General features: G+C 58.6%; 23 protein-coding genes and 5 tRNA genes. 22 read left to right on the top strand and 6 right to left on the bottom strand.

What is annotated here, in order from left to right:
- The first annotated feature begins 44 nt into the window (after window positions 1-44).
- From mgtA to AB4P92_RS05750, 7 genes are all read left to right on the top strand, one after another.
- Window positions 45-2,744, top strand: a complete 2,700-nt coding sequence (gene mgtA / locus AB4P92_RS05780; protein ID WP_395599078.1) for a magnesium-translocating P-type ATPase — start codon at window positions 45-47, stop codon at window positions 2,742-2,744.
- Window positions 2,745-2,798: 54 nt separating this feature from the next.
- A complete protein-coding gene (locus tag AB4P92_RS05775; protein WP_042558576.1) occupies window positions 2,799-3,515 on the top strand; it encodes an MgtC/SapB family protein in 717 nt (238 codons plus the stop codon).
- Window positions 3,516-3,701: 186 nt separating this feature from the next.
- The gene (locus tag AB4P92_RS05770) at window positions 3,702-4,091 is read left to right on the top strand and encodes a hypothetical protein (RefSeq protein WP_395599077.1); all 390 of its coding nucleotides are present in this window, start codon (window positions 3,702-3,704) and stop codon (window positions 4,089-4,091) included.
- Between the two features lie 94 nt (window positions 4,092-4,185).
- Window positions 4,186-5,394 (top strand): EAL domain-containing protein, encoded by a 1,209-nt coding sequence (locus tag AB4P92_RS05765; protein ID WP_261737088.1) that lies wholly within the window; start codon window positions 4,186-4,188, stop codon window positions 5,392-5,394.
- A gap of 85 nt (window positions 5,395-5,479) precedes the next feature.
- On the top strand, window positions 5,480-5,902 hold the full coding sequence (locus AB4P92_RS05760) for a chemotaxis protein CheY (protein ID WP_395599076.1): 423 nt from the start codon (window positions 5,480-5,482) through the stop codon (window positions 5,900-5,902).
- A 135-nt stretch (window positions 5,903-6,037) separates the two neighbouring features.
- Window positions 6,038-6,664 (top strand): response regulator, encoded by a 627-nt coding sequence (locus AB4P92_RS05755; protein ID WP_395599075.1) that lies wholly within the window; start codon window positions 6,038-6,040, stop codon window positions 6,662-6,664.
- A gap of 10 nt (window positions 6,665-6,674) precedes the next feature.
- Window positions 6,675-9,893 carry a transporter substrate-binding domain-containing protein gene (locus tag AB4P92_RS05750; protein WP_395599074.1) on the top strand — a complete coding sequence of 1,073 codons (3,219 nt, stop codon included), beginning with the start codon at window positions 6,675-6,677 and terminating at the stop codon, window positions 9,891-9,893.
- 17 nt (window positions 9,894-9,910) lie between these two features.
- On the opposite strand, the gene dkgB is transcribed toward AB4P92_RS05750, so the two are convergent.
- Window positions 9,911-10,714: a 2,5-didehydrogluconate reductase DkgB gene (dkgB, locus tag AB4P92_RS05745; RefSeq protein ID WP_042558581.1), complete on the bottom strand. Its 804-nt coding sequence runs from the start codon at window positions 10,712-10,714 to the stop codon at window positions 9,911-9,913.
- 367 nt (window positions 10,715-11,081) lie between these two features.
- Here dkgB and AB4P92_RS05740 point away from each other — a divergent pair, with 367 nt between their 5' ends.
- The 4 genes from AB4P92_RS05740 to AB4P92_RS05725 all read left to right on the top strand — a co-directional run bounded on the left by AB4P92_RS05740 (window position 11,082) and on the right by AB4P92_RS05725 (window position 15,411).
- Window positions 11,082-11,948 (top strand): pirin family protein, encoded by an 867-nt coding sequence (locus AB4P92_RS05740; protein WP_047300438.1) that lies wholly within the window; start codon window positions 11,082-11,084, stop codon window positions 11,946-11,948.
- A 192-nt stretch (window positions 11,949-12,140) separates the two neighbouring features.
- Window positions 12,141-13,583, top strand: a complete 1,443-nt coding sequence (locus tag AB4P92_RS05735) for a mechanosensitive ion channel domain-containing protein (RefSeq protein WP_395599073.1) — start codon at window positions 12,141-12,143, stop codon at window positions 13,581-13,583.
- A 105-nt stretch (window positions 13,584-13,688) separates the two neighbouring features.
- Window positions 13,689-14,483, top strand: a complete 795-nt coding sequence (gene xth, locus AB4P92_RS05730) for an exodeoxyribonuclease III (protein ID WP_395599072.1) — start codon at window positions 13,689-13,691, stop codon at window positions 14,481-14,483.
- A gap of 100 nt (window positions 14,484-14,583) precedes the next feature.
- Window positions 14,584-15,411, top strand: a complete 828-nt coding sequence (locus tag AB4P92_RS05725) for an arylamine N-acetyltransferase (protein ID WP_395599071.1) — start codon at window positions 14,584-14,586, stop codon at window positions 15,409-15,411.
- Window positions 15,412-15,414: 3 nt separating this feature from the next.
- On the opposite strand, the gene AB4P92_RS05720 is transcribed toward AB4P92_RS05725, so the two are convergent.
- Window positions 15,415-15,750 carry a BrnA antitoxin family protein gene (locus AB4P92_RS05720; RefSeq protein ID WP_042558586.1) on the bottom strand — a complete coding sequence of 112 codons (336 nt, stop codon included), beginning with the start codon at window positions 15,748-15,750 and terminating at the stop codon, window positions 15,415-15,417.
- A 3-nt stretch (window positions 15,751-15,753) separates the two neighbouring features.
- The gene (locus AB4P92_RS05715; protein WP_395599070.1) at window positions 15,754-16,038 is read right to left on the bottom strand and encodes a BrnT family toxin; all 285 of its coding nucleotides are present in this window, start codon (window positions 16,036-16,038) and stop codon (window positions 15,754-15,756) included.
- A gap of 255 nt (window positions 16,039-16,293) precedes the next feature.
- Between AB4P92_RS05715 and AB4P92_RS05710 the strand changes: the two genes are divergently transcribed.
- Window positions 16,294-17,820, top strand: coding sequence for a nucleobase:cation symporter-2 family protein (locus AB4P92_RS05710; protein ID WP_042558587.1), 1,527 nt, complete (start codon window positions 16,294-16,296; stop codon window positions 17,818-17,820).
- A gap of 205 nt (window positions 17,821-18,025) precedes the next feature.
- On the opposite strand, the gene AB4P92_RS05705 is transcribed toward AB4P92_RS05710, so the two are convergent.
- Window positions 18,026-18,101: transfer RNA gene (locus AB4P92_RS05705), tRNA-Asn, on the bottom strand.
- Window positions 18,102-18,320: 219 nt separating this feature from the next.
- Between AB4P92_RS05705 and AB4P92_RS05700 the strand changes: the two genes are divergently transcribed.
- Window positions 18,321-18,551, top strand: a complete 231-nt coding sequence (locus tag AB4P92_RS05700) for a hypothetical protein (protein ID WP_042558588.1) — start codon at window positions 18,321-18,323, stop codon at window positions 18,549-18,551.
- On the opposite strand, the gene AB4P92_RS05695 is transcribed toward AB4P92_RS05700, so the two are convergent.
- Window positions 18,548-18,748 (bottom strand): hypothetical protein, encoded by a 201-nt coding sequence (locus AB4P92_RS05695; protein WP_047300443.1) that lies wholly within the window; start codon window positions 18,746-18,748, stop codon window positions 18,548-18,550. The genes AB4P92_RS05700 and AB4P92_RS05695 overlap by 4 nt on opposite strands.
- 221 nt (window positions 18,749-18,969) lie before the next feature.
- Window positions 18,970-20,166 carry an amino acid aminotransferase gene (locus AB4P92_RS05690; protein ID WP_042558590.1) on the bottom strand — a complete coding sequence of 399 codons (1,197 nt, stop codon included), beginning with the start codon at window positions 20,164-20,166 and terminating at the stop codon, window positions 18,970-18,972.
- 336 nt (window positions 20,167-20,502) lie between these two features.
- On the opposite strand from AB4P92_RS05690, the gene uvrB reads away from it, so the two are divergent.
- The 9 genes from uvrB to AB4P92_RS05645 all read left to right on the top strand — a co-directional run bounded on the left by uvrB (window position 20,503) and on the right by AB4P92_RS05645 (window position 26,994).
- Window positions 20,503-22,518: an excinuclease ABC subunit UvrB gene (uvrB, locus tag AB4P92_RS05685; RefSeq protein WP_115147583.1), complete on the top strand. Its 2,016-nt coding sequence runs from the start codon at window positions 20,503-20,505 to the stop codon at window positions 22,516-22,518.
- Between the two features lie 152 nt (window positions 22,519-22,670).
- Window positions 22,671-24,152: a glutamate--tRNA ligase gene (gene gltX / locus AB4P92_RS05680; protein ID WP_042558592.1), complete on the top strand. Its 1,482-nt coding sequence runs from the start codon at window positions 22,671-22,673 to the stop codon at window positions 24,150-24,152.
- A gap of 249 nt (window positions 24,153-24,401) precedes the next feature.
- Window positions 24,402-24,477, top strand: a tRNA-Ala gene (locus tag AB4P92_RS05675).
- Between the two features lie 79 nt (window positions 24,478-24,556).
- Window positions 24,557-24,632: transfer RNA gene (locus tag AB4P92_RS05670), tRNA-Glu, on the top strand.
- A 53-nt stretch (window positions 24,633-24,685) separates the two neighbouring features.
- Window positions 24,686-24,761: transfer RNA gene (locus tag AB4P92_RS05665), tRNA-Ala, on the top strand.
- Between the two features lie 81 nt (window positions 24,762-24,842).
- Window positions 24,843-24,918 (top strand) — tRNA-Glu (locus tag AB4P92_RS05660).
- Between the two features lie 181 nt (window positions 24,919-25,099).
- A complete protein-coding gene (locus tag AB4P92_RS05655) occupies window positions 25,100-25,639 on the top strand; it encodes a TetR/AcrR family transcriptional regulator (RefSeq protein ID WP_395599069.1) in 540 nt (179 codons plus the stop codon).
- 30 nt (window positions 25,640-25,669) lie between these two features.
- The gene (locus tag AB4P92_RS05650) at window positions 25,670-26,503 is read left to right on the top strand and encodes an alpha/beta fold hydrolase (RefSeq protein ID WP_042558594.1); all 834 of its coding nucleotides are present in this window, start codon (window positions 25,670-25,672) and stop codon (window positions 26,501-26,503) included.
- A 47-nt stretch (window positions 26,504-26,550) separates the two neighbouring features.
- Complete coding sequence (locus AB4P92_RS05645; RefSeq protein WP_115147582.1) at window positions 26,551-26,994, top strand: thioesterase family protein; 444 nt, start codon at window positions 26,551-26,553, stop codon at window positions 26,992-26,994.
- Window positions 26,995-26,998 lie beyond the last annotated feature (4 nt).

Below are 26,998 nucleotides of genomic sequence, written 5' to 3'. Positions count from 1 at the left end.
GTACCTGCTTGACGGTTTCCCGGCTGACCACAGGGGCAACAGCCATGAAATTTACGCTCAAGGAATTTTTCGCAGGTTTTCTGCGTACCCGCCACATCGCCCGGCACTTCCGTCGCCTGGCGTTGCTGGAAACCATCAACGACACCACGGTCAGCCGTGAAGTCCCGCCAACTCTGGCCAACACTCTGGTCGATGCCGCGCACAGCGACAGCTCAGCATTGCTCTCTTCACTGGGCACGTACTCCGATGGCCTTACCGATTTCGAAGTCGATGCACTGCGTGCGCAATACGGCCTCAATGAAGTCGAACACGAGCAGCCGCTGCCGTGGTGGACCCACCTGTGGCACTGCTACAAAAACCCGTTCAACCTGCTGCTGACGCTGCTTGCAGTGATCTCGTGGCTGACCGAAGACATGAAAGCCGCCGTGGTGATTTTCTCCATGGTGGTGCTGTCGACGCTGCTGCGCTTCTGGCAGGAAAGCAAATCCAACCTGGCTGCCGACGCGCTTAAAGCGATGGTCAGCAACACCGCTACAGTGATGCGACGTGATGCGCCGCGCAGCGAGTTGCCGATCAAACAATTGGTGCCAGGCGATCTGATCGTGTTGTCGGCCGGCGACATGATTCCCGCCGATTGCCGGGTGCTCAGCGCCAAAGACCTGTTCGTCAGCCAAGCGGCGATGACCGGTGAATCGATGCCGGTGGAGAAATTCCCGCGTCAGGCTGATCGCGATACACGCAATCCGCTGGAGCTGGACAACATTCTGTTCATGGGCACCAACGTTTTGTCTGGCACTGCGGTGGCGGTGATTCTCACCACTGGCAACAGCACCTATTTCGGTGCGCTGGCGCAGCGTGTCGGCGCTACTGATCGTGCGGTCACTTCGTTCCAGCAAGGCGTCAATAAAGTCAGCTGGTTGCTGATCCGCTTCATGTTCGTCATGGCGCCGCTGGTGCTGTTCATCAATGGTTTCACCAAGGGCGACTGGACCGAAGCACTGCTGTTTGCGCTGTCCGTTGCGGTCGGGCTGACCCCGGAAATGCTGCCGATGATCGTCACCTCGACACTGGCCAAAGGCGCGGTATTTCTGTCACGCAAAAAAGTCATCGTCAAACGCCTCGACGCGATCCAGAACTTCGGCGCCATGGACGTGCTGTGCACCGACAAGACCGGCACGCTGACCCAGGACAAGATCTTCCTTGCACGCAACGTTGATGTCTGGGGCGAGGATTCTGACGACGTATTGGAAATGGCTTACCTGAACAGCTACTACCAGACCGGCCTGAAAAACCTGCTGGACGTGGCCGTGCTGGAACATGTGGAAGTCCACCGTGAGCTGAAGGTCGGCACAGCGTTTCGCAAGGTCGATGAGATCCCGTTCGACTTCAATCGCCGGCGCATGTCGGTCGTGGTAGAAGGGCGCGGCCAGGCGCATCAACTGATCTGCAAAGGCGCGGTGGAAGAAGTGCTGGCGGTGTGCAGCCGTGTGCGTCACGGCGACGTCGATGAAGCCTTGAGCGATGAATTGCTGAACCGGATTCGTCAGGTCACCGCAGCATTCAACGCTGAAGGCTTACGCGTGGTGGCAGTAGCGGCCCGCTCGATGCCTGAGGGGCGCGACACCTACAGCTTGGCTGATGAGCAGGAACTGACGCTGATCGGTTACGTGGCGTTTCTCGATCCACCGAAGGAAAGCACCGCGCCGGCGCTCAAGGCTTTGGCCGAACATGGCGTGGCGGTGAAAGTGCTGACCGGTGACAACGAGTTGGTCACGGCGAAGATCTGCCGCGAAGTCGGCCTCGCTCAGCAAGGCCTGCTGATGGGCAACGACATCGAGCGCATGAGCGACGCCGAACTGGCCGTGGCGGTGGAAAACACTAACGTTTTTGCCAAGCTGACGCCGTCGCACAAGGAGCGCATCGTGCGCATCCTCAAGGGTAACGGCCATGTAGTCGGCTTCATGGGGGATGGCATCAACGACGCACCGGCGTTGCGCACCGCCGACATCGGTATTTCAGTGGACAGCGCGGTGGACATCGCCAAGGAAGCGGCAGACATCATCCTGCTGGAAAAGAGCCTGATGGTGCTGGAGGAGGGCGTACTCGAAGGGCGTCGCACCTTCGCCAACATGCTCAAGTACATCAAGATGACCGCCAGTTCCAACTTCGGCAACGTGTTCTCGGTGCTGGTTGCCAGTGCGTTTATTCCGTTTCTGCCGATGCTGCCGATGCACCTGCTGGTGCAAAACCTGCTCTACGACATTTCGCAGATTGCCATTCCGTTCGACAACGTCGATGAGGAGATGCTGAAGAAACCGCAACGCTGGCAGCCGGGCGATGTCGGGCGCTTCATGCTGTTTTTCGGGCCGATCAGTTCGATTTTCGACATCACAACGTTCGCCTTGATGTGGTACGTATTTGATGCCAACACCCCGGATCACCAGACGCTGTTCCAGTCCGGCTGGTTCGTGGTGGGCCTGCTGACCCAGACGCTGATCGTGCACATGATCCGCACGCCGAAGATTCCGTTCGTGCAAAGCCGTGCAGCCCTGCCGCTGCTGGTGATGACCGGAATCATCATGGCGGTCGGCATCTTCCTGCCGATGGGGCCGCTGGCGCACTACTTCAAATTGCAGGCGTTGCCGTCGATGTACTTCGTGTTCCTGCCGGTGATTCTGCTGGCGTACATGGCGCTGACTCAGGCAGTGAAAGGTTTCTACATCCGCCGGTTTGGCTGGCAGTAACAGCAGTACAACGCTGCTCCCCCAGGGGATTGGTATGTTTTCAAGGACAAGACTATGCAAGCCATCAACAACCTCAACCTCACCTCGCTGCTCGACACCCTGATCAGCCTCAGTGCCGCGTTCCTTCTCGGCGGCCTGATCGGCTTCGAGCGACAGTACCGGCAACGCACCGCCGGCCTGCGGACCAACGTGCTGGTGGCGGTCGGCGCGGCGATTTTTGTCGACATGGCCAACCGTCTCGCCGGGGCTGAGGGCGCGGTGCGCGTGGTGGCCTACGTTGTCTCCGGCATCGGTTTTCTCGGTGCCGGGGTGATCATGCGTGAGGAAGGCAACGTGCGTGGCCTCAACACCGCCGCCACCTTGTGGACCTCCGCTGCAGTGGGTGCCTGCGCCGGTGCCGACCTGCTGGCCGAAGCCGTGCTGGGCACGCTGTTCATCCTCGCCGCCAATACGTTGCTGCGGCCGATCGTCAATAACATCAACCGCCAGCCACTGGACGTGGTCTCGGCCGAAGTCACCAATATCGTCTACGTGATCGCCCGACGTTCACAGCAAAAAGCTGTGCTCGCCTTACTCGAAGCCGAGCTGGAACGCAGCAACTATCCGGCCAGCGACGTCGATGTGCACGCCTTTGGCGCCGACGAAGTCGAGATCGAAGCGACGCTGGCGACCACTTCGGTGGACGGCGATGAGCTGGATGCACTGATCGCGCGGATCTCGACGTCGGCGCTCGTGGTGCAGGCATTCTGGAGTCCGAGTACGACTGAATGACGTTCCTAGGACACCCACTGCCTTTGATCAATCAAGTAAGCCACGCCGGTGATTGCGGTGTGGCTTTCTTCTTGGTTCGCCTCCAGAAATCCCGCTCGTTTATCAGACTTGTCCTACATGTTTTGCTGCGTGCATTGATTAGAGTGTTCCGCTGATTGGAAACATTTCCTACGGCCGGCGAAATCAATGTCCTACAAACACTGGCGAATTCTCGTTGCTGAAGAGCAACTCATCGAGCGCAACCGAATCTGCAAGTCCCTCAACGAACTGGGATATCGCACGCTCACACCGGTGCGTTCGTTTCGTGAACTGCTGGGCGTTACCCATTACTCGTTCGAACCGTTCGAGCACTTTGATCTGCTGGCCATCAACGGTGAGCTGATCGCTGCCGCCGGGATTGATCCGGTGCGGTTTTTCCAGAGCAACTCGCAGATTCGTCACGGTGTGATTTATGACGCACGTCGTGGCCAGGCACAGGCAGAAACGATTTATGCCAACCAGCGACGCCAGTTGACGCTGATCCGTACGCCGGACCGGCAAACCCTGGCTGCACTCCTTGAACACCTCGATATTTAGGAAAAGTCCCATGAGATTTGAGACTTTTCCTAACGAGTTCTACGCAGAAACGCCGGACACTTGTGCCAATACCACCATCAACGAGGCAACGATCATGTCACTTCAGCCGCTTCGAATTCTGGTGCTCGAGGATCACGCGTTCCAACGCTCGGTTGCGGTCAGCATCTTGCAAAGCCTGGGGTGCCGGCAGATTTACGAAGCCAGTGACGGCGCGCAGGCACTGGCCCTGTTGAAGGACATCGGCTGCGTAGACATTGCCCTGTGCGACTTGCAAATGGAGGGCATGGACGGCCTGCAGTTCTTGCAACGCGTAGGCGCGTCCGGGCAGGTAAAGTCGGTCATCATCAGCAGCTCGTTGTCGGCCGATCTGCGCCGTGCGGTGCATCAAATGGTGACGCTGCTCGGTCTGGACCTGCTGGGCGATGTCGGCAAACCACTGCATGTCCAGGTGCTGGGTGATCTGCTGGACAAATATGTTGAGCGGCCTAGCCTTCTCGACGCTGCGCCTGCGTTCGTCACTCTGGCGAGTGAAGTGTCCGTGCGGCGGGCACTGGCCGATGGGCAGTTGCACGCCTGGTATCAGCCAAAATTCAATCTGCGCAGCGGTGAAGTCTGCGGTGTAGAAGTGCTCTGTCGCTGGCTGCATCCAACCCGCGGCATTATTTCGCCCGCGCTGTTCATGCCGGTGCTGGAACGCTGTGGCCTGCTCGACGCATTGCTGTTCTCTCAGCTCGATCAGGCTTTGGATATTCAGCGAAGCGCCCGGGAGCAGGGTTTCGTCCTGAATCTGGCGTTCAACCTGCAAGCCGTGCAGTTGGCCAACGCTGAGCTGACCGCCTCCCTCAAAGGCATTTTGGCGCGCCACGCCGCTCAAGGCGCGGGCCTGACCTTTGAACTGACCGAGAGCGGTTTGCTGGAAGCGCCGGCTACCAGCCTGGAAAGCCTGGTGCGGTTGCGGATGATGGGGTGTCGCTTGTCGATCGACGACTTCGGGGCCGGGTTTTCCTCGCTGCAACGCTTGTGTCAGTTGCCCTTCAACGAGATCAAGCTTGACGCTGATTTCATTCGTAACCTTGAGCGTGAACCCCGTTGCCGGGCAGCAATCAGCAGCACCTTGGCGCTTGGCGAAACCCTCGGCATGACCGTGGTGATCGAGGGCATCGAGACCGATGCGCAGCGCCGCGAGCTGCTGGCACTGGGATGCACGCAAGGGCAGGGGTATTGGTACGCAAGACCGATGGCCGGAACCGATTTGCTGAACTGGCTGCAACGGCGCAGTTATCGGCAGATCTCGGGCGAATGACTTTTTAGGAAATGTCCTACAGAACCTGCCGTTGAGGTTGCGTAGTCTTGCCGCACTGAAAAACCTGATCACCGGGAGATTGACCATGATCAATAAAGCCCTGCGTATCCTTATCGCCGATCCGCAGCATTTTCACCGGATGAAAGTCGAGCGTCTGTTCAACGGCCTCAACTACTACCGCGTTGCCCCGGTGCAGAGTATCGCCGAGCTGTTGACGCTGGTGGACTACGGCTGCGAACCGTTCGACGTGGTGGTTATCAACGCTGAACTGGCGAAGGGGTCGCTGGATCTGCTGGGGTTTTTCCTCGACAACCCCCAGGTGCGGCATGCGCTGATCTACAACGAACCTTCGGCGCCGTTGCAGGTGAAATCAGGTTTCGCGCAGGAGAACGTGCAGATCAGTCATGCGGCGCTGCCCAATGAACAGGCAATCAGGCACTTGATGGCGTTGGTCGACGCACCCCAGTGGAAACAGGCCGTGGTTGAGCAGCGTCGGGCCTATGCATAAAAATACTCGCGCCGCAACTGTCAGATCTGACAGGTGATTTCCATTCCATTGCGTGCAACAGTCGCTGCGCAGCCATTGAGTCTGGATCAGCCGATCCCGGTGATCTTATTGCCAGATTTTTTAGTGGGAGTGGAAATGAAGTCAGCGCTGATCGTCGACGACCACCCAGTGGTGCGCGCCGCCATCCGAATCGTGCTGCAATCCGAGGGTTTCAAGGAGATTCACGAGGCGTCCAGTGGCAACGAGGTGCTGCAAATGATCCGCGAGCACCAGCCCCGGTTGGTCGTGCTTGACTTGGGTCTGCCAGCACTCGACGGGCTGGACGTCATGGCTCGAATCAAGGCCAACGACCTTAAGTGCAAACTTCTGGTGTTCAGTACTCACGAAGCCTTGTTTTTCCAGGAGCGGTGTCTGCGCGCTGGGGCGATGGCTTACGTCACCAAGACCAATCAACTGCAACAGCTGCACAAAGCCATTCAGGCAGTGATGGCGGGCTACACCTATTTTTCCGCGATGCCGGACAACGTCAGCGTGTTGAATGCAGTGCAAACCACGGAAAAACAGATGATCGATCAGCTCTCCGATCGAGAGTTGAGCATTTTCGTGCAACTGGCGCAGGGCAAGCCCAACAAGACAATTGCCGAGGACATGCACCTCAGCCATAAAACGGTCAGTACATATAAAACCCGACTGATGAAGAAGCTCGGGATGGGTACAGCGGTGCACTTGCGCGATTTCGCCAAGCGCAATCATTTGATCTGAGTAACCGAACATGAGCCAGGGAGGGCGTGTCTGTTGGCTGTGGCTTAGCCTTGTTACCTCTTGCTGGGCGAGTGAAGCGCCGCAGGTTCTTGAGGTGTTGACTCGCTCCGGGCTGGATAATGTCCAGATCCGTCTGGACGAACAAGACCGCCAATGGTTGCGTCAGCATCCGGTGTTGCGGATGGGCATTTCAGGTCGCGATTACCCACCGTTCGAGATCACCCGCAATCAGCATGAACTGGAAGGGCTCACAGCCGATTACGCCGACCTGCTGGCGCAACTGCTGGGCCTCAGAATCGAAGTCCGGCGGTTTACCAACCGGGATGCGGTGATGGCGGCACTCAAACGTGGCGATCTCGATGTATTGGGGACATCCAACAGTTTTGAGATCGCCGACCCTGCGATCGTTCTGTCCCGACCTTATGCCGAAGATCAGCCAATGCTGGTTACCCGGCTCGAAGAGTCCATGCCGATGGATCTCTCGGGCAAGCGTGTCGCCATGGTCGAGGATTACATGCGGCTGGCGACGGTGCAGGCGTTCTACCCTGAGGCGAGCGTGCAACTTTACGCCTCGGCAATGGATGCACTGGGAGCCGTGGCGTTCGGTGCGGATGATGTTTATCTGGGCGATTTCATCAGTGCCAGTTACTTGATCAACACCAATTATCGAAATGACCTGCAATTGGCAGGGCCCGCGGGACTTGATGCCAACCCGTTCGGCTTTGCGCTGATGCGCAGCGATGTGCGCCTCAAACGTCTCGTCGACAACGCGTTGGCGGCGATTCCCATGGAGCATCGGCAACGTATCGAACAACGCTGGAGCGTCGGTCTTGCCGAGATGGCTGAACAAACACGGGTGCAGCTCAGTGCCGCAGAACAGCAGTGGCTGGATCAACATCCGGTGGTGCGGGTTGGCGGTATCGAAGATTTTGCCCCGCTGAGTTTTTTTGACGCAGATGGGCGTTTCAGTGGGCTGGCGGCGCAACTGTTGAGCCTGATCAGTCAGCGCAGCGGGCTGAATTTCGAGGTCGTGCGCGGGCAGTCGCTGGATCGACAGATCGAGCAACTGCAGGTCGGTGAGCTTGACGTGTTACCCGTGGTGACGCCCAGCAGCGAGCGTGAAAACGAACTGCGATTCACTCGGGCCTACATGAGCAATCCGTTTGTGCTGGTCAGTGCGACAACCGAGGCAAGCCCGCGCAACCTCGATGAGTTGGTGGGTAAACGGCTGGCGATTTATCGCGGCCACCCGTTGCGCGGCTATTTGCAGGAACGGGTCTCGGCATTACGTTTTGTCGAAGTCAAAAGCCCCGCCGAAGGCATAGCGTTGATTGCCAAGGGGCAGGCTGACGCCACCGTCAGTTCGTTGCTGGTGGCGCGATTTGTGATTGCCCGTCAGCATCGCGAGCGTCTGCGTATTGCCAGCACCATTGGCGATCAACCGGCCCGTATTGCCTTGGCCACCGCGCCACAATCTTCGATGCTTCATTCGATCCTGAACAAGGCATTGCTGAGCATCGCTCCGCAACAGATGGACGAACTGGTTGCACGCTGGAGTCATGATGTGGTGGTGGAAGAGAGCTATTGGCTACGACATCGCCGTGAGATTCTGCTGGGTTTTGCCGGGGCGGCGAGCCTGCTGTTGGCGGCGCTGATCTGGATCGGTTTTCAGCGCAGACAGATCCGTCAGCGTCAGCAGTGGTTACAAAAATTGCAGCAGGCCAAGGACGCCGCGGACGACGCCAATCGGGCCAAAACCACGTTTCTGGCGACTATGAGCCATGAAATTCGTACGCCGATGAATGCATTGATCGGGATGCTCGAGCTGGCGCTCAAACGCGCCGATGAGGGCGTGACCGATCGCCTGGCCATTCAGGTGGCATCCAATGCCGGGCAACAGTTGCTGGCACTGATCGGCGACATCCTCGACATCGCGCGCATTGAAACCGGGCATTTGTCCCTGGCTCCCGAGCGGGCCAACCTGCGGGAACTGGTGGTGTCGGTGTGCCGGGTGTTTGAAGGGCTGGCGCGACAGAAGAGCCTGTTGTGGCACGTCGAGTTAGGTGAGCACAGTGACGTCGATGTATTGATTGACCCGACGCGCTTCAAACAAGTGTTGTCGAACTTGCTCAGCAACGCGATCAAGTTCACTGAAGACGGCGAGGTGAGCCTGTGGCTGAAAGTGACAGCGGTGTCGGCGGAGCGACTGGCCGTGAAAGTGGTCATCAAAGACAGCGGGATTGGCATCAGTGCGCAGGATCGGCAACGGTTGTTCAGCCCTTTCGTACAGGCGAGCAATAACGCTCAATCGGCGCGCGGTGGTTCCGGATTGGGCTTGGTGATCAGTCGCAGCCTCTGCGAAATGATGGGCGGCTGGTTGCACCTCGACAGCGAGCCGGGTCGCGGTACGCAAGTGCAGGTCAACCTCGAACTGCCGCTGCTGGCCGGTATCGCGCATGCCCCGGCAACACCGCTGACGCAGGATATGCCTGTGTGCCCACTGAGCGTTCTGGTGGTGGATGATCATCCGGTGAACCGTTTGTTGCTGTGCTGGCAGTTGAGTGAGCTGGGCCATCGAACGATTGCCGCCGAAGATGGCTATGAAGGACTGGAACGTTGGCGGACACAGCCTTTCGACGTGGTCATCACCGACTGCAACATGCCGCGGCGCAACGGCTATGAACTGGCGCGGGCCATCCGTGACGAAGAAGCCGCGAGCGGCCGCGCGCCTTGTCTGTTGATCGGGTTCACCGCCAATGCTCAGGTCGAGGAGACGGTTCGTTGCCTCGATGCCGGCATGGACGAATGCCTGTTCAAACCGATTCGCTTGCACGATTTGCAGCAGGCGTTGACGGGGGCCAGCCATTGCGACAGTGGTGTCGAACCGGTCGAAGACATGGCCCTGACAGAAATCGACCTGAGCGCGCTGGAGCAGATGGCCGGCGATGATCACTCGATGATTGATCACCTGCGTGAAGAAGTTTTGCGCAGCCTGCATAACGATTTGCAACGCCTCGAAGAGTTGAACCACGAGCATGACAGCGACGGGTTGCACGAACTGGCCCATCACATCAAGGGCGGCGCGCAGATGGTGGGGGCAGCGCGTGTGGTGGCAGCTTGCGCGGGTCTTGAACAGGCGTGTATCGAGGCCGACGCCGATACCGTGGTTATGGCGATCCATACGCTGCGCGAGGCCATGAATGGTCTCGCGCAGCGTCTTCAGGGCTGAGCATTCAATCGCGCTGATTAATCCCAGTCAGGCGCAATGCCTTTGGGGCTGGTAAGGCGATGGCCGCGATCCAGCGTGGCGATTTGCGCCATGTCGGCATCGCTCAACGTCAGGGTTGTGGCGCCGAGATTGCTTTGCAGGTTGGCGCGTTTGGTCGATGACGGAATCACCGCATAACCCGACTGCATGGCCCAGGCCAGAGTGACTTGCGCCGGGGTGGCGTGCAGGCGTTCGGCGATCTGCTGGATCAGAGGGTCTTTCAGCACTTCGCCATAGGCGAGGGTCATGTATGAGGTGATGTGGATGCCCTGACTCTGGGCGAACCCGGCTACTTTGCGGTTTTGCAGGTACGGATGCAGCTCGATCTGATGGGTCGCGATGTTGTCGGCACCGACGGCAGCAATCGCCTGTTTCATCAGGTCGATGGTGAAGTTGGAAATACCGATCTGCCGGGTCAGGCCCAAACGCTTGGCTTCCAGCAGGGCCGTCATGAACTCTTCGACGGGCACTTGATCGTCCGGCGATGGCCAGTGGATCAACGTCAGGTCGAGGTAGTCGGTCTGCAGTTTTTGCAGGCTCTCTTTGAGGCTGTCGATCAGGCGCTCTTTGGCGAAGTTGGCAACCCAGATCTTGCTGGTGATAAACAGCTCTTCCCGCGGGATGCCGCTAGCGGCGATGGCCTGGCCGACGTCGGCTTCGTTCTCATAGATCTGTGCAGTGTCGATGACCCGATAGCCGAGTTCGAGGGCGGTGCTCACTGAATCGATGACCACCTGGCCTTGCAGGCGGAACGTACCAAGGCCGAAAGCGGGAACAGACATGAAGACTCCAGGGGTTGCAGTGGGAATGGGGGGAGTATCCGCGTTTGCTTTTGTGGGAAAAACCGTTGGTAGCGCAAAGCATTGTTGATCAGAAATCATGAATCAATTCCGAGATTTCTGTTGTCTGGGCTGGCCTCTTCGCGAGCAAGCTCGCTCCCACAGGGAATTGTGTTGGTGCTGAATTGTATTTACATCCCGAAAACTTCTGGGAGCTGGCTTGCCTGCGATCGCCGCGACTCGGTCTTGAGGCTGCAGAAGTTCACTGTCCTCCAGATAGAACGCTGAAGCTGATTTTTGCCGTCTAGTGCAATCATCGTCATGCAATTAAGCTTAATCCATTGCGTCATCCACACCTTTGGAGCCAATCATGAAAAACATCATCGGTATTTACACCAGCCCTCGCGGCCATTGGGTCGGCGATGGTTTTCCGGTTCGCACACTGTTTTCCTACGACAACCTCGGCCAACACATCAGCCCGTTCCTGTTGCTCGATCACGCGGGGCCTGCCGAATTTACGCCGACCACCGAGCAGCGCGGCGTGGGTCAGCATCCGCACCGAGGTTTTGAAACCGTGACGATTGTTTACGACGGTGAGGTGCAGCACCGCGACTCCACGGGCAGCGGTGGCACCATCGGCCCGGGCGATGTGCAATGGATGACCGCCGCTTCCGGAATACTCCACGAAGAGTTCCACTCGGAAAACTTCGCCAAAACCGGTGGCAAGCTGGAAATGGTTCAGCTGTGGGTCAATCTGCCCGCCAAGGACAAGATGGCTGCGCCGGGTTACCAGACAATTCTCGATCGTGACATCCCGCGCATTGCGCTCAAGGACAATGCCGGCAGCCTGCGTTTGATCGCCGGTGAGTTCGACGGCCATACAGGTCCGTCGCGTACCTTCACGCCAATTGATGTCTGGGATCTGCGCCTGAACGCTGGCAAGTTGCTGGCGCTGGATCTGCACGAAGGACGCAATACTGCGCTGGTGGTGTTGAAAGGTTCGGTGCAGATCAATGAACAAGAATCGGCGGAGCAGGGGCAACTGGTGTTGTTCGAGCGCGACGGCCGTCAACTGGCTCTCAAAGCTGCAACCGACGCCGTGGTGTTGCTGCTGAGCGGCGAGCCGATCGACGAACCGATCGTCGGCCACGGCCCGTTCGTGATGAACACCGAGCAGGAAATCCACCAGGCCTTCGCCGACTTCCAGTCCGGGCGTTTTGGCCGAATGCACGGGTAATTCCAACCACACCACACCCCCCGTAGGAGCTGACGCAGGCTGCGATCTTTTGATCTGGTTTTTAAAGATCAAAAGATCGCAGCCTGCGGCAGCTCCTACAGTTTTTTTGTTGCGGGGGTTGAAATCAATTACTCCTACACTGTCCCCAATCTGTGCGATCTTCGCGCGATTAGCCTTCGTCGGAGTTGTTTGATGCTGTCTCTGCTGACTGAACATCCGTTGTTTTGCGCGTTTATCCTGATCCTGCTCGATCTCGGACTCTGGCGTCTGATCAGCTCCCATGGCAGTGAATGGAAACTGCTGGTGCGGGTGCTGATTTTCGCGGTGTTCAGCCTTCTGCTGTTCAACGAAGGGCTCAATCCGATGGAGCCTGCGCCATGGGCCGACAACGTTCCTCTGCACCTGGCGGCGACCGGGTTGCAGATCGGCTGGTGGTTATTCGGCGCGCGCACGCTAACGGTGTTGATCGGTGCGGTCATGATGCAGCGGGTCGGGCACACCGGGCGGCTGCTCCAGGATTTGCTCGGCGCGGTGATTTTCCTGATCGCAATCATCGCGGCATTGGCGTACGTGCTGGATCTGCCGGTCAAAGGAGTGCTGGCGACGTCCGGCGCACTGGCGATCATCGTCGGTCTGGCCTTGCAGAGCACGCTGAGCGACGTGTTTTCCGGCATCGTCCTCAACACCACCAAGCCGTATCAGCTGGATGACTGGATTTCCATCGACGGCACCGAAGGCCGCGTCACTGATATCGACTGGCGTGCCACGCGTCTGCAAACCAGTCAGGGAAGCATGGCGGTGATTCCCAATTCGTTGGCGGCCAAGGCCAAGATCATCAACTTCAGTCGGCCGAGCAATATGTTCGGCGTATCGGTCAGCGTGCAGGTCAGCCCCAATGCGCGTCCCCATTCGGTGATCGACGCGCTGGAGCGGGCGATGCAGGGCTGTCGGCAACTGCTCGACACGCCCGCACCGAGCGTGGCGTTGAAAAGCTCTGGCAGCAGTGGCGCCGAATACGAGATCAGCGGTTTCGTTGCCTCGATGAGCGAGAAGCGGTTGGTACGCAATCAGCTGTTTGATCTGGCGTATCGGCACTTGCAGGCATCCGGGGTCAATCTGCTGTCGAGCAATGAAGGTGACGCACCGACCCATTCGTCGCGACCGCGTGCGTTGCTCGACAGCTCACCGATCTTTTCGACGTTGCGCCAGGAAGAAAAGGACACCTTCAGCCAGAACATGGTCCTGCAAACTTTCCGCGCCGGTGAGGTGATTCTGGCGGGCGGGGAGGTCAGCGATCACTTGTTCATTGTCGAGTCGGGGGTGGTCTCGGTGACATTGAAACGTAACGGCACACCGTTCGAGTCCGGGCGCATGGGCCCGGGGGAAGTGATCGGCGAGGCCGGAATTCTCGCCGATACGTCGTTGCCGGCGGATTTCACGGCAAAAACCTTTTGCGCCCTGTATCGCATCGAGAAGTCCTATCTCAAGCCGTGTCTCGATGCGCGGCGCGACATCAACGATGCAATGACGGCGCTGTTTGATTACCGTCTGCACAAGGCGCAATCGCTGACCGAGGAAGCGCCGGTGGTGGCGCCAAAGAGAGGATTTTTGCAGTGGCTGCGCAGTCGCGCCTGAGCCTTTGAGCGCTGTTGTCGCACGCCGTCGCGGAACGATTCAATGCAACCAGTGCGGGGGCGATCAGGTCAGATTTTTCACAACCTCTGACACGAGCCCCGGACGATGAAAAACCTGCGGATCGCCACCTTCAACGTCAACGGCCTGCGCGCGCGGCTGCCCAATCTGCTGGAGTGGCTCAAGCGCGAGCAGCCGGACATCGTTTGTCTGCAAGAACTCAAATCGCTCGACAGCGCGTTCCCCGCCACCGAACTGGAAGCGGCCGGTTACGGCGCGATCTGGCACGGTCAGGCGGCATGGAACGGAGTGGCGATCCTCGCCCGCGATGCGCAACCACTGGAGAGTCGGCGCGGCTTGCCTGGTGATCCCGAGGACAAGCACAGCCGCTATCTGGAAGCAGCGGTGCACGGCGTGTTGGTCGGTTGCCTGTACCTGCCCAACGGCAACCCGCAGCCGGGGCCGAAATTCGATTACAAACTGGCATGGTTCGAACGGTTGATCGCCTATGCGAAAGACCTGCAAAGCAGTGATCACCCCGTGGTGCTGGCCGGCGACTACAACGTCGTGCCCACCGACATGGACATCTACAACACTCGGTCATGGCTGAAGGATGCGTTGCTGCAACCCGAAAGCCGCGAGTGTTATCAGCGATTGCTGGATCAGGGCTGGACCGATTCGCTGCGGCATCTGTACCCCGAAGAGCGGCTCTATACCTTCTGGGATTATTTCCGCCAGCACTGGCAGAGCAACTCCGGCCTGCGCATCGATCATCTGTTACTCAATCCGGTGCTGAGTCCTTACCTGCATGAGGCCGGCGTAGATGCCTGGGTGCGCAATGAACCGCACGCCAGCGACCATGCACCGACATGGATTCGCATCGGTTCACGGAAAAAACGTTAAAGGCGATTGGTGAAATCAATTGTCGAATTCGATGCCCCATACCGTATACATGGCGACCATCAACGCAGTGACTTGCGGCCCCATGCATAAGGACTGAGCAATGAGTGAGCCACGTCTGACGAATCTGAAACAATACCTGCAACGCCTGGGTTTCGAGGCGCCACCGCCGCCGACCCTGGAAACCCTGCGCGAGTTGCAATGGCGCCATACCGGCGCTTTCACCTTTGAAAATCTCGCAACGGTCACCGGCGCCCCGGTATTGATCGATCTTGCCTCGATCGAGCAGAAAGTCTTGCACAGTGGGCGCGGCGGTTACTGCTACGAACTCAATCATCTGTTTTTTGCCCTGTTGCTTGAGTTGGGCTTCGACGTTCGTGCCATCAGCGGGCGAGTGGTCATGAATCAGCCCGAAGGCACCTGGGCCGCGCGCACCCACCGCTTGAGTCTGGTCACCCTGGACGGCGTGCGCTACGTCACCGATGTCGGCTTCGGCGGCATGGTGCCGACCGCACCGCTGATGCTGGATACCGAGGCCGAGCAAGCCACACCGCACGAACCTTATCGCATCGAAAAACAACCCGATGGCTACATGCTGCGCGCCAATGTCGGGGGCGAATGGCGGCCGATGTACCTGTTCGATCTGCAACGCCAGGAAGACATCGATTTCACCATCGGCAACTGGTACGTCTCGACGCATCCGCAATCACCGTTTGCCAATCGCCTGATGGTTGCGCGTACTGGCGATGGCTGGCGGCGCACATTGAACAATGGCAGTTTCGCGATCCACCGCATCGGTGCCGAGAGCGAGCGGCGTGATGTCATCGACGTCGATGAACTGATTGAGTTGCTGCTGCAGGAGTTCGATCTACATTTGCCTGAGCGGCCGCATGTGCGCGACACCTTGGCGCGGTTGATTGTCCCGGGCTGAGGCCTATGGCTTCGCATCCGGCTCCAATACCCGGCGAATTTCCCCTACCGCTGCCGACAGTTTCTTCTCAAGGCTCTTGAGGTCGGCAGCCGTGATGCCCTTCTTGAACTGCCCGGAATGGGCCGAGTCATCGGCTTGGCCCTTATCGCCAGCGCTGTCGAGCAGCGCATGGCGCAGGGTGTTGTTGATCACTGTCTGATAACCAAACCCCTCGTTTTCCGCCACCGTGCGCGCGGCGTCTATAACGGCATCGTCGAGCATGATGGTGATGCGGGTTTTGCCCTTGGTGGACACCGCTGCGCCACGTTTGCCCTGAGAGAAGTCATATTCATCTTTCATCGGTCAAGCCTCCAGAAAATACTCGCAACGTTCGCTCGGGGTGGCGAAACGTGCAGAAATAACGCGTACGACATTCGCTTCGCGGTAACTGTACGCAACGACCAATAAACGTCCCCTGGCATCGAGGCCGAGGGTGATCCAGCGTTGTTCGTCATGGTCGTTGTCCTCAATGGTCAGTGCGCGTTCATCGTGAAAAACCGCTTCAGTCTCTGCAAGGCTGATACCCCTGTGCTTGAGTTTATTGGCTGCGTTCTTGCTTTTGTCGTACTGAATGTCGAATGACTTCATTATGCATACTTTATATGTATAAAAAAGGGCGCGACCGCACCGTCGGTCGCCATGGACACTTCAGCCTAGTGGTAGATAGAGCAGGGGCAGGAGGGGATGTGTTGCCGGATTTGTGGGGGATGGAAGCCGCGGGATAGAAGCTTGGGTGGCTACCTATCCATTATCTGACTGATAAGTTGTATACAACTCTATGGACATTTGTCACGAGTATTGAATACAGTGTGCGCATAACAAAAACCAGGGAACCCCCCCACCATGAAAACGCCCCATGTTTCACACCAACGGCCCGAGGACGAAAACCTCGGGGTCGGCGCGAATATGGCTTACGGCCTGCAACATGTTCTGACCATGTATGGCGGTATCGTCGCGGTGCCACTGATCATCGGTCAGGCGGCCGGGCTGTCGCCCGCAGACATTGGTTTGTTGATTGCTGCTTCATTGTTTGCGGGGGGGCTGGCGACGCTGCTGCAAACCCTGGGTCTACCGTTTTTCGGCTGTCAGTTGCCGCTGGTACAGGGTGTGTCGTTTTCCGGCGTTGCGACCATGGTCGCGATCGTCAGCAGCGGCGGGGAGGGTGGCTTCCAGTCGGTGCTTGGCGCGGTGATTGCCGCGTCGCTGATCGGTCTGTTGATTACCCCGGTGTTCTCGCGCATTACCAAGTTCTTCCCGCCGCTGGTGACCGGCATTGTGATCACCACCATCGGCCTCACGCTGATGCCGGTGGCCGCGCGCTGGGCCATGGGCGGCAATAGCCAGGCGCCGGACTTCGGCAGCATGCAGAACATTGGTCTGGCGGCGGTCACGCTGGTGCTGGTGTTACTGCTGAGCAAGGTCGGCAGCTCGACCATCTCGCGCTTGTCGATCCTGTTGGCTATGGTGATCGGCACGGTGCTGGCCGTGTTCCTTGGCATGGCCGACTTCTCTGGCGTCACCACCGGCCCGATGTTCGGCTTCCCGACGCCGTTCCATTTCGGCATGCCGACTTTCCACTTCGCAGCGATTCTGTCGATGTGCATCGTGGTCATGGTGACGCTTGTGGAAACCTCGGCGGACATTCTCGCGGTGGGTGAAATCATCGGCACCAAGGTCGATTCCAAACGTCTGGGCAATGGACTGCGCGCGGACATGCTGTCGAGCATGTTTGCGCCGATCTTCGGCTCGTTCACCCAGAGCGCTTTCGCCCAGAACGTCGGGCTGGTGGCGGTGACCGGGATCAAGAGTCGTTTTGTGGTCGCCACCGGTGGTCTGTTTCTGGTAGTCCTTGGCCTGCTGCCATTCATGGGCCGAGTGATCGCGGCAGTGCCGACCTCGGTACTCGGCGGCGCAGGTATTGTGTTGTTTGGCACCGTGGCCGCGAGTGGTATCCGTACGTTGTCGAAGGTTGACTACCGTAACAACGTCAATCTGATCATCGTTGCGACCTCGATTGGTTTCGGCATGATCCCGATTGCTGCGCCGAGCTTCTACGATCAATTCCCGAGCTGGTTCGCGACCATTTTCCACTCGGGCATCAGCTCGTCGGCGATCATGGCGATCCTGCTTAATCTGGCGTTCAACCACTTCACTACCGGCAACTCTGACCAGCAGTCGGTGTTTGCGGTGGCGGAGGAGAGAACTCTGCGTTATCGCGATCTGGCGGCGCTGCGTGAGGGTGACTACTTCAGCGACGGCAAACTGCATGACTGCGATGGCAAGGAAGTGCCGGTGATCGAAGTGGACACGGATCACGACCATGGTCACGGTGCGCCGAAGGTGCAGATGAAAAGCAGCGAGCATGTTTGATCGCTGATCGAATAAAAAGGCCGATCTGTTGGAAGACAGATCGGCCTTTTCGTTTTCGTGGAGATCAAAAGATCGCAGCCTTCGGGAGCTCCATCAGGGGGAATGCATTTCAAATTGTAGGAGCTGCCGCAGGCTGCGATTTTTTGATCTTTCCGAGCGCCCACAAAAAAGCCCCTGAACCTTTCGATTCAGGGGCTTTGCTATTTGGCTCCACAACCTGGACTCGAACCAGGGACCCAGTGATTAACAGTCACTTGCTCTACCAACTGAGCTATTGCGGAATTGGTGCGTATGTTACTGATTCAAAAAGAGAAGTCAAGCATCTGTTGTTGAATTGTGCAATTCGTCAGGACAGACGGTGGTTTACCGGCAATTGGCGGTTACCAGAATCGCCTCAGGGGTCTACCATGGCCGCCCGGAAGTGGTCACACGCGCTGCCGGCCATTCGCCGAAAAGGTACGCGCCATGAATCACACATCACTGTACATCGAGGTGCTCGCATGACCACCGCTCAAATCAGCCTGCCAAAAGGCGTCGGCCCGCACGCCGAAAAACTCTTCGATGCAATCACTCAGGCCAGCACCGCTGAAGAATTGAACCGCGCTGGCGGCAAGGCTGAGGGTTTTGTCCTCGGCCTGGAAACTGCCAAGGCCATCAAAAGCCAGATTGCCGAATCGCTGTACGTTGTCTATGACGATGCCGCCAGCCAGCGTGCGAGCGAACTGGCTTAACTGCCGAAGGTGATGGTGCCCATCATCAACTTGGCGTAAGCCGCGGTGGTCGCCAGTTGCACCAGCCACAAGACCAGGCCGCCGAGAAACACCCCGGTCGCCACTTGCAGCACCAGGCTTTTTTCGCGTTTGGTCGGGGCGCGCGGGATGAAATCATCCATTTCGTCACGGTCGGCGCGCAGGTTGTCGTTTTTCATGTTGGCTCTCGCAGAATTCTCGGGTTGACTCATACCCTGTGGGAGCGAGCCTGCTCGAAGGCTTTGTGTCAGTCGACAATAAGTTGAATGACACAGCGCTTTCGCGAGCAGGCTCGCTCCCACAGTTAAATCTGTGTGCAGTTTAGAGGGTGTGGACTGTTTACCGGGACAAATAAAAACGGGAAGCCAGAAGGCTTCCCGTTTTTCATCACAATGCGAAATCAGATGACCTGAACAATCGCATCGGTTACAGCCTTGATGTTGCTCTGGTTCAGAGCCGCCACGCAGATGCGGCCGGTGTCCAGGGCATAGATGCCGAACTCGTTGCGCAGGCGATGAACCTGTTCAGTGGTCAGGCCGGAGTAGGAGAACATGCCACGCTGACGGCCGACGAAGCTGAAGTCGCGCTGCGGTGCTTTTTCTGCCAGCAGGCTGACCATTTGCTCGCGCATGCCGCGAATACGCAGGCGCATTTCCGCCAGTTCGGCTTCCCACTGCGCGCGCAGTTCCGGGCTGTTCAACACGGCGGCGACGATGCTTGCACCGTGGGTCGGCGGGTTGGAGTAGTTGGTGCGGATCACGCGTTTGACTTGCGACAGCACGCGCGCGCTTTCTTCTTTCGACTCGCTGATGATCGACAGTGCACCTACGCGCTCGCCATACAGCGAGAACGACTTGGAGAACGAACTCGAAACGAAGAAGGTCAGGCCCGATTCTGCGAACAGGCGCACAGCCGCGGCGTCTTCGTCGATGCCGTCACCGAAGCCCTGGTAAGCCATGTCGAGGAACGGCACGTGACCTTTGGCCTTGACCACTTCCAGCACGTTGTTCCAGTCCGCCGGGGTCAGGTCGACACCGGTCGGGTTGTGGCAGCATGCGTGCAGGATAACGATCGAGCCGTTTGGCAGGGCGTTGAGGTCCTCGAGCATGCCAGTACGGTTCACGTCGTGGGTGGCAGCATCGTAGTAACGGTAGTTCTGCACCGGGAAACCGGCGGTTTCGAACAGCGCGCGGTGGTTTTCCCAGCTCGGGTCGCTGATCGCCACAACCGCGTTCGGCAGCAGTTGCTTGAGGAAGTCGGCACCGATTTTCAGTGCGCCGGTCCCGCCGACGGCCTGAGTGGTGATGACGCGACCGGCGCTGATCAGCGGCGAATCATTACCGAACAGCAGCTTTTGCACGGCCTGGTCGTAGGCAGCGATACCATCGATCGGCAGGTAACCGCGCGAAGCGTGTTGAGCGACGCGGATCGTTTCGGCTTCGATAACGGCGCGCAGAAGTGGAATTCGCCCCTCTTCGTTGCAGTAAACACCTACGCCCAGGTTGACCTTCGTGGTCCGGGTATCGGCGTTGAATGCTTCGTTGAGGCCCAGGATTGGATCGCGGGGTGCCATTTCGACAGCGGAGAACAGGCTCATTTTTGCGGCGGCTCTGAATGGAGAGTGGAGGGACGTGTCGCGCTCCAGCCGGATGCACTAGAGCGGTGCACAAACGGGGAGCTAGTATAGAGGCCATCACCGAGCAATGGCGACAGGCGATTCGGCTTTTAGGGTAAGTTTTTCCGATTATTTCTTGACCGTTAGTCGATTGAACGTGTCAGAGTTTTTACCGGATGTAGGACGTTTGCCTTGAAAGCCAAGGCAATCGCCACCACATTCAGCACAATCCAGATTTTTCTTGCGCGACATCGGTCGTTTGCGGTCGTCCCCGTGGTGTTCCGCTTTACTCGGAACCCCGCGATCCCAGAGGTGTGTATGTCCGAATTCCAGCTAGTCACCCGCTTTGAGCCCGCCGGCGATCAGCCGGAAGCCATCCGCCAGTTGGTTGAGGGCATCGAGGCCGGGTTGGCGCACCAGACGCTGCTCGGTGTGACCGGCTCGGGCAAGACCTTCAGCATCGCCAATGTCATCGCGCAAATTCAGCGCCCGACTCTGGTGCTGGCGCCGAACAAGACCTTGGCCGCGCAGCTGTACGGCGAGTTCAAGGCGTTTTTCCCGAACAACTCGGTCGAGTACTTTGTTTCCTACTACGACTACTACCAGCCCGAAGCGTATGTGCCGTCGTCCGACACCTTCATCGAGAAGGATGCGTCGATCAACGACCACATTGAACAGATGCGCCTTTCCGCGACCAAAGCGCTGCTGGAGCGCAAGGACTCGATCATCGTTACCACGGTGTCTTGCATCTATGGTCTGGGTAGCCCGGAAACCTATTTGAAGATGGTGTTGCACGTCGATCGCGGCGACAAACTTGATCAGCGTGCGCTGCTGCGGCGTCTGGCCGATCTGCAATACACCCGCAATGACATGGATTTTGCCCGCGCGACCTTTCGCGTACGCGGCGATGTGATCGACATCTACCCGGCGGAATCGGATCTGGAAGCCATCCGCATCGAGCTGTTCGATGACGAGGTCGAGAGTATTTCCGCGTTCGATCCGCTGACCGGCGAAGTCATCCGCAAGATGCCGCGCTTCACGTTTTACCCGAAAAGCCACTACGTGACGCCGCGCGAAACCCTGCTTGGCGCCATCGAGGGCATCAAGGTCGAGTTGCAGGAGCGTCTCGAATACCTGCGCAGCAACAACAAACTGGTGGAAGCCCAGCGTCTGGAGCAGCGCACTCGTTTCGATCTGGAGATGATTCTTGAGCTGGGCTACTGCAACGGCATCGAAAACTACTCACGTTACCTCTCGGGTCGCGACTCCGGTCAGGCGCCGCCGACCTTGTTCGACTACCTGCCGGCCGACGCCTTGCTGGTGATCGACGAATCCCACGTCAGCGTGCCGCAGGTCGGCGCGATGTATAAAGGCGACCGCTCGCGTAAAGAAACCCTGGTGGAGTACGGTTTTCGTCTGCCATCGGCGCTGGACAACCGGCCTATGCGTTTCGACGAATTCGAAGGCATCAGCCCGCAAACGATTTTTGTCTCGGCCACGCCGGGCAATTACGAGGCGGAGCACGCCGGTCGCGTTGTCGAGCAACTGGTGCGTCCGACCGGTCTGGTGGACCCGCAAATCGAAATCCGTCCGGCGTTGACTCAGGTTGATGATCTGCTCTCGGAAATCACCAAGCGTGTGGCGCTGGAAGAGCGCGTGTTGGTCACCACGCTGACCAAGCGCATGTCGGAGGATTTGACCGATTACCTCGCCGACCACGGCGTGCGTGTGCGTTATCTGCACTCGGATATCGACACCGTCGAGCGGGTTGAAATCATCCGTGACCTGCGCCTCGGCACCTTTGATGTACTGGTCGGGATCAACCTGTTGCGTGAAGGCCTGGACATGCCGGAGGTGTCGCTGGTAGCGATCCTCGATGCGGACAAGGAAGGCTTCCTGCGCTCCGAGCGCTCGCTGATCCAGACCATCGGCCGTGCGGCGCGTAATCTCAATGGCCGGGCGATTCTCTACGCCGATCGCATTACCGGTTCGATGGAACGCGCGATTGGCGAAACCGAACGCCGTCGCGACAAGCAGATCGCTTTCAACTTGGCCAATGGCATCACGCCTAAGGGTGTGTTCAAGGACGTTGCCGACATCATGGAAGGCGCCACGGTACCCGGCTCGCGCAGCAAGAAGCGCAAGGGCATGGCCAAGGCCGCCGAAGAAAACGCCAAGTACGAGGCCGAATTGCGCTCGCCAAGCGAGATCACCAAGCGGATTCGGGCGCTGGAAGAGAAGATGTATCAGCTTGCTCGGGACCTGGAGTTTGAAGCGGCGGCGCAGATGCGTGATGAAATTGCCAAGCTGCGCGAGCGTCTTTTGGCTGTGTAATTGTGCGGTGAGCTATCCGCCCTCATCGCGGCCAACCGACCTGACGGACACAAACCTGGCTTAAATACCCTGCCCGCTGGAGCGGGGCGGGTGTCGCCTGTTACCATTCGCCGCTTATTGATCTTTGCTTTTCATTCTTTTCGAGACATGCCATGACCACCGTCCGCACTCGCATCGCGCCATCGCCTACCGGGGATCCCCATGTAGGTACCGCTTACATCGCATTGTTCAACTACTGCTTTGCCAAGCAGCATGGCGGTGAGTTCATCCTGCGGATCGAAGACACCGATCAGTTGCGTTCGACCCGCGAGTCCGAACAGCAGATCTTCGACGCCCTGCGCTGGCTCGGCATCGAGTGGAGCGAAGGCCCGGACGTCGGCGGCCCGCACGGCCCGTATCGCCAGAGCGAGCGCGGCGATATCTACCAGAAATATTGCCAGCAACTGGTTGAGCTGGGTCACGCTTTCCCGTGCTTCTGCACGGCAGAAGAGCTGGACCAGATGCGCGCCGAGCAACAGGCGCGTGGCGAAACTCCACGTTACGACGGCCGCGCGCTGCTGCTGTCCAAAGAAGAAGTCGCTTCTCGCCTGGCCGCTGGCGAGCCTCACGTGATCCGCATGAAAGTGCCGAGCGAAGGCGTCTGCGTGGTGCCGGATATGCTGCGTGGTGATGTCGAGATCCCGTGGGACCGCATGGACATGCAAGTGCTGATGAAGACCGACGGCCTGCCGACGTACTTCCTCGCCAACGTGGTCGACGATCACTTGATGGGCATCACCCACGTACTGCGCGGCGAAGAATGGCTGCCGTCGGCGCCAAAACTGATCCTGCTTTACGAGTACTTCGGCTGGGAACAACCAGAGCTGTGCTACATGCCGCTCCTGCGTAACCCGGACAAGAGCAAGCTGTCCAAGCGCAAGAACCCGACGTCGGTGACGTTCTACGAGCGCATGGGCTTCATGCCGGAAGCGATGCTCAACTACCTGGGCCGCATGGGCTGGTCGATGCCGGACGAGCGCGAGAAGTTCTCGCTTCAGGAAATGGTCGACAACTTCGACCTCAAGCGTGTGTCCCTCGGCGGACCGATCTTCGACATCGAGAAACTGTCGTGGCTCAACGGCCAGTGGCTGCGTGATCTGCCGGTCGAAGAGTTCGCCAGCCGTTTGCAGACATGGGCGCTGAACCCGGAATACATGATGAAGATCGCGCCGCATGTGCAGGGCCGTGTTGAAACCTTCAGCCAGGTCGCACCGTTGGCCGGGTTCTTCTTCGCCGGCGGCGTTAATCCGGATGCCAAGCTGTTTGAATCGAAAAAGCTCTCGGGCGATCAGGTTCGGCAGTTGATGCAGTTGATTCTGTGGAAGCTGGAAAGCCTGCGTCAGTGGGAGAAGGACAGCATCACAGCGACGATTCAGGCGGTGGTTGAGTCGCTGGAGCTGAAACTGCGTGATGCGATGCCGTTGATGTTCGCGGCAATCACCGGGCAGGCGAGTTCGGTGTCGGTGCTCGATGCGATGGAAATCCTCGGGCCGGACCTGACCCGCTTCCGTCTGCGTCAGGCGATCGACCTGCTGGGCGGCGTGTCGAAGAAAGAAAACAAAGAGTGGGAAAAACTGCTGGGCGCCATCGCCTGATTCCCCTGTTGGCGCTGCGGCACACTGCGATCTTTTGACGTTGGTTTTTAAAAACAGGATCAAAAGATCGCAGCCTTCGGCAGCTCCTACCGTTCTGCGCAGGTTGTAAACCTCCCGAATTTACGGGGGGAGGGCGGTAAGTGATTGTTATGTCGGCAAAAAACTTTGATTTTTTTTAAAAATAAGTTTGACAGCCCTCCGAAGCGCCATTAAGATTCGCCCCGTCCTCAGCGATGACATCAACGATGAGGGGCTATAGCTCAGCTGGGAGAGCGCCTGCATGGCATGCAGGAGGTCAGCGGTTCGATCCCGCTTAGCTCCACCAATTTACACTTCAAGGTCTGGCCACACCGGCCTTGAAGCGATCAACACTCAGCGTTGATCAGTTGTATAGAAGGGTTTGCGTCCCCTTCGTCTAGTGGCCTAGGACACCGCCCTTTCACGGCGGTAACAGGGGTTCGAGTCCCCTAGGGGACGCCAGTTTTACAGAAGTGATGTTGCAAGATGTCACTCCGCCGCGAGGCGAAAAATCCGGGGCTTTAGCTCAGCTGGGAGAGCGCCTGCATGGCATGCAGGAGGTCAGCGGTTCGATCCCGCTAAGCTCCACCAATTTTACAAGTTCAAGGTCTGGCCACACCGGCCTTGAATCGATCAGCTCTCAGCACTGATCAGTTGTATAGAAGGGTTTGTGTCCCCTTCGTCTAGTGGCCTAGGACACCGCCCTTTCACGGCGGTAACAGGGGTTCGAGTCCCCTAGGGGACGCCACGATTACCCGCTCTGCGGGATTTATAAGGGTCATTCAATTATTGAATGGCCCTTTTGTTTGTCTGGCGTTTGGCCAACTCTCCTTTTTCCTTACACTGTGCTTCAGACCAGCGGTCATATCCTTGACTTGCAGAATATTATTATGAGAATAATATTCTAGTCGTAATATTCGGAGGCGACGATGAACGATAAAAAAGCTCAAACCCGCGAACGCATCCTCAAGGCTGCCAGCGCCGCACTGATCCAGCGCGGCCCGGCAGACCCAAGCGTGGGCGAAGTGATGGGCGCAGTCGGCCTGACGGTCGGTGGCTTCTATGCGCACTTCGAAAGCAAGGACGCGATGATGCTCGAAGCGTTCAAGCAGTTGCTGGGCCGGCGTCGCGACCTGATTGCCGACATGGACACCGAATTGACTGGCGAAGAGCGCCGCGCGCTGGTCGCTGCGTTCTACCTGTCGCGCAAGCATCGCGATTCCAGCGAATCGGCCTGTCCGATTCCTGCCTCCATTGGCGAACTGGGTCGTTTGCCGGAGTCGTTCCGCACAGCGCTGAACGAGCACCTGGAATTGATGATTGCGCAGTTGGCGTCCAGCCCTGAGGACACCGACAAAGCCTTGGCCGACGTGGCCTTGATGGTGGGTGGTCTGGCACTCGCAAGAGCGCTCGGCCCGGGAGACTTATCCGATCGATTGCTGCGCGCCGCCAAGTCGGCGGTGCGTTGACCTGAAGGCAGCACGCCTGAGGAGAGAGCGATGAACACGTTGAAGTGGGTTCGTGGCGTAAATGGCACCTTGGGCTGGATTGCACCGCAACGGGTGGCGAGCAAAATGCGCCTGGCGTTCATGACGCCGCGCGCGTTGCCCTTGCGCGATTGGGAGTTGCCGCTGCTGGCCAACTCAGAACGGATCACTTTGCGCTTCGGCCTCTCCGCACTGCGTTGGGGGCACGGTCCGACGGTGCTGCTGATGCACGGTTGGGAAGGGCGACCCACTCAATTTGCTGCGCTGATCACCGCTCTGGTCGACGCCGGTTACACGGTGGTTGCACTCGACGGCCCGGCCCATGGTCGGTCGCCGGGGCGTGAGGCCAACGTTGTGTTGTTTGCCCGCGCCATGCTTGAAGCTGCTGCCGAGCTGCCGCCCCTGCAAGCTGTTATCGGTCACTCCATGGGCGGCGCCAGTGCGATGCTCGCCGTGCAATTGGGCCTGCGCACCGAAACCCTCGTCAGCATTGCCGCTCCCGCCCGCATTCTTGGCGTGCTGCGCGGATTTGCCCGCTACGTGGGGATGCCGCCCCGAGCGCGTTCCGCATTCATTCGCCAGGTCGAGCAAGATGTCGGCATGCGCGCCGCCACCCTCGACGTCGCGCACTATCAACTGGATATGCCCGGGCTGATCGTGCATGCCGAGGACGACAATTTTGTCTCGGTCAAGGAATCGCAATTGATCCACGAATCCTGGTTCGACAGCCGCTTGTTGCGCCTCGAAAGCGGTGGTCATCAACGCGTGCTGGCCGACCCTCGGGTGATTGATGGCGTGTTATCACTGCTGACCGGTCGCAGCCTTCAGGCGCGCCAATCGGCGTGAGCATCCGTTACACTGCCCCGGTTGAATAATCTGACCGGGAGTGGGGCATGAGCTGGGATCGGGCGACGCCGTTTACCATTGATCTGCAAGTGGGCGCCGAGGACATCGACGGGCTGGGGCACGCCAACAACGCGGTGTACGTGACCTGGCTTGAACGTTGCGCCTGGCGCCACTCGCAGCGTCTGGGGCTGGATCTGGTCGAGTACCGGCGGCTGGATCGTGCAATGGCCGTGGTGCGCCACGAGATCGATTACCTGGCGGCGGCCTATGAAGGCGACGAGCTGCAATTGGCGACCTGGATCGTCGATTGGGATCAACGTCTGAAAATGACCCGGCATTTCCAGCTGATCCGCCCAAGCGACCACGCGACGCTGCTGCGCGCCCAGACCACGTTCGTCTGCATCGAACTGTCCACCGGCAAGCCCAAGCGCATGCCGGCGGAGTTCATCGAAGGCTACGGCCCGGCGATCCAGGCTCCAGAGTCAGCGTAATCCC

The sequence above is a fragment of the Pseudomonas sp. A0308 genome (assembly GCF_044218815.1).
GTDB lineage: Bacteria > Pseudomonadota > Gammaproteobacteria > Pseudomonadales > Pseudomonadaceae > Aquipseudomonas > Aquipseudomonas iridis.
This window is presented reverse-complemented; position numbering and strand designations above follow the sequence as displayed.

What these genes read in the sequence shown, in the direction of transcription:
- mgtA (WP_395599078.1), top strand. Translation starts at nt 45, where the DNA reads ATGAAATTTACGCTCAAGGAATTTTTCGCAGGTTTTCTGCGTACCCGC.
- AB4P92_RS05775 (WP_042558576.1), top strand. Translation starts at nt 2,799, where the DNA reads ATGCAAGCCATCAACAACCTCAACCTCACCTCGCTGCTCGACACCCTG.
- AB4P92_RS05770 (WP_395599077.1), top strand. Translation starts at nt 3,702, where the DNA reads ATGTCCTACAAACACTGGCGAATTCTCGTTGCTGAAGAGCAACTCATC.
- AB4P92_RS05765 (WP_261737088.1), top strand. Translation starts at nt 4,186, where the DNA reads ATGTCACTTCAGCCGCTTCGAATTCTGGTGCTCGAGGATCACGCGTTC.
- AB4P92_RS05760 (WP_395599076.1), top strand. Translation starts at nt 5,480, where the DNA reads ATGATCAATAAAGCCCTGCGTATCCTTATCGCCGATCCGCAGCATTTT.
- AB4P92_RS05755 (WP_395599075.1), top strand. Translation starts at nt 6,038, where the DNA reads ATGAAGTCAGCGCTGATCGTCGACGACCACCCAGTGGTGCGCGCCGCC.
- AB4P92_RS05750 (WP_395599074.1), top strand. Translation starts at nt 6,675, where the DNA reads ATGAGCCAGGGAGGGCGTGTCTGTTGGCTGTGGCTTAGCCTTGTTACC.
- dkgB (WP_042558581.1), bottom strand. Translation starts at nt 10,714, where the DNA reads ATGTCTGTTCCCGCTTTCGGCCTTGGTACGTTCCGCCTGCAAGGCCAG.
- AB4P92_RS05740 (WP_047300438.1), top strand. Translation starts at nt 11,082, where the DNA reads ATGAAAAACATCATCGGTATTTACACCAGCCCTCGCGGCCATTGGGTC.
- AB4P92_RS05735 (WP_395599073.1), top strand. Translation starts at nt 12,141, where the DNA reads ATGCTGTCTCTGCTGACTGAACATCCGTTGTTTTGCGCGTTTATCCTG.
- xth (WP_395599072.1), top strand. Translation starts at nt 13,689, where the DNA reads ATGAAAAACCTGCGGATCGCCACCTTCAACGTCAACGGCCTGCGCGCG.
- AB4P92_RS05725 (WP_395599071.1), top strand. Translation starts at nt 14,584, where the DNA reads ATGAGTGAGCCACGTCTGACGAATCTGAAACAATACCTGCAACGCCTG.
- AB4P92_RS05720 (WP_042558586.1), bottom strand. Translation starts at nt 15,750, where the DNA reads ATGAAAGATGAATATGACTTCTCTCAGGGCAAACGTGGCGCAGCGGTG.
- AB4P92_RS05715 (WP_395599070.1), bottom strand. Translation starts at nt 16,038, where the DNA reads ATGAAGTCATTCGACATTCAGTACGACAAAAGCAAGAACGCAGCCAAT.
- AB4P92_RS05710 (WP_042558587.1), top strand. Translation starts at nt 16,294, where the DNA reads ATGAAAACGCCCCATGTTTCACACCAACGGCCCGAGGACGAAAACCTC.
- AB4P92_RS05700 (WP_042558588.1), top strand. Translation starts at nt 18,321, where the DNA reads ATGACCACCGCTCAAATCAGCCTGCCAAAAGGCGTCGGCCCGCACGCC.
- AB4P92_RS05695 (WP_047300443.1), bottom strand. Translation starts at nt 18,748, where the DNA reads ATGAAAAACGACAACCTGCGCGCCGACCGTGACGAAATGGATGATTTC.
- AB4P92_RS05690 (WP_042558590.1), bottom strand. Translation starts at nt 20,166, where the DNA reads ATGAGCCTGTTCTCCGCTGTCGAAATGGCACCCCGCGATCCAATCCTG.
- uvrB (WP_115147583.1), top strand. Translation starts at nt 20,503, where the DNA reads ATGTCCGAATTCCAGCTAGTCACCCGCTTTGAGCCCGCCGGCGATCAG.
- gltX (WP_042558592.1), top strand. Translation starts at nt 22,671, where the DNA reads ATGACCACCGTCCGCACTCGCATCGCGCCATCGCCTACCGGGGATCCC.
- AB4P92_RS05655 (WP_395599069.1), top strand. Translation starts at nt 25,100, where the DNA reads ATGAACGATAAAAAAGCTCAAACCCGCGAACGCATCCTCAAGGCTGCC.
- AB4P92_RS05650 (WP_042558594.1), top strand. Translation starts at nt 25,670, where the DNA reads ATGAACACGTTGAAGTGGGTTCGTGGCGTAAATGGCACCTTGGGCTGG.
- AB4P92_RS05645 (WP_115147582.1), top strand. Translation starts at nt 26,551, where the DNA reads ATGAGCTGGGATCGGGCGACGCCGTTTACCATTGATCTGCAAGTGGGC.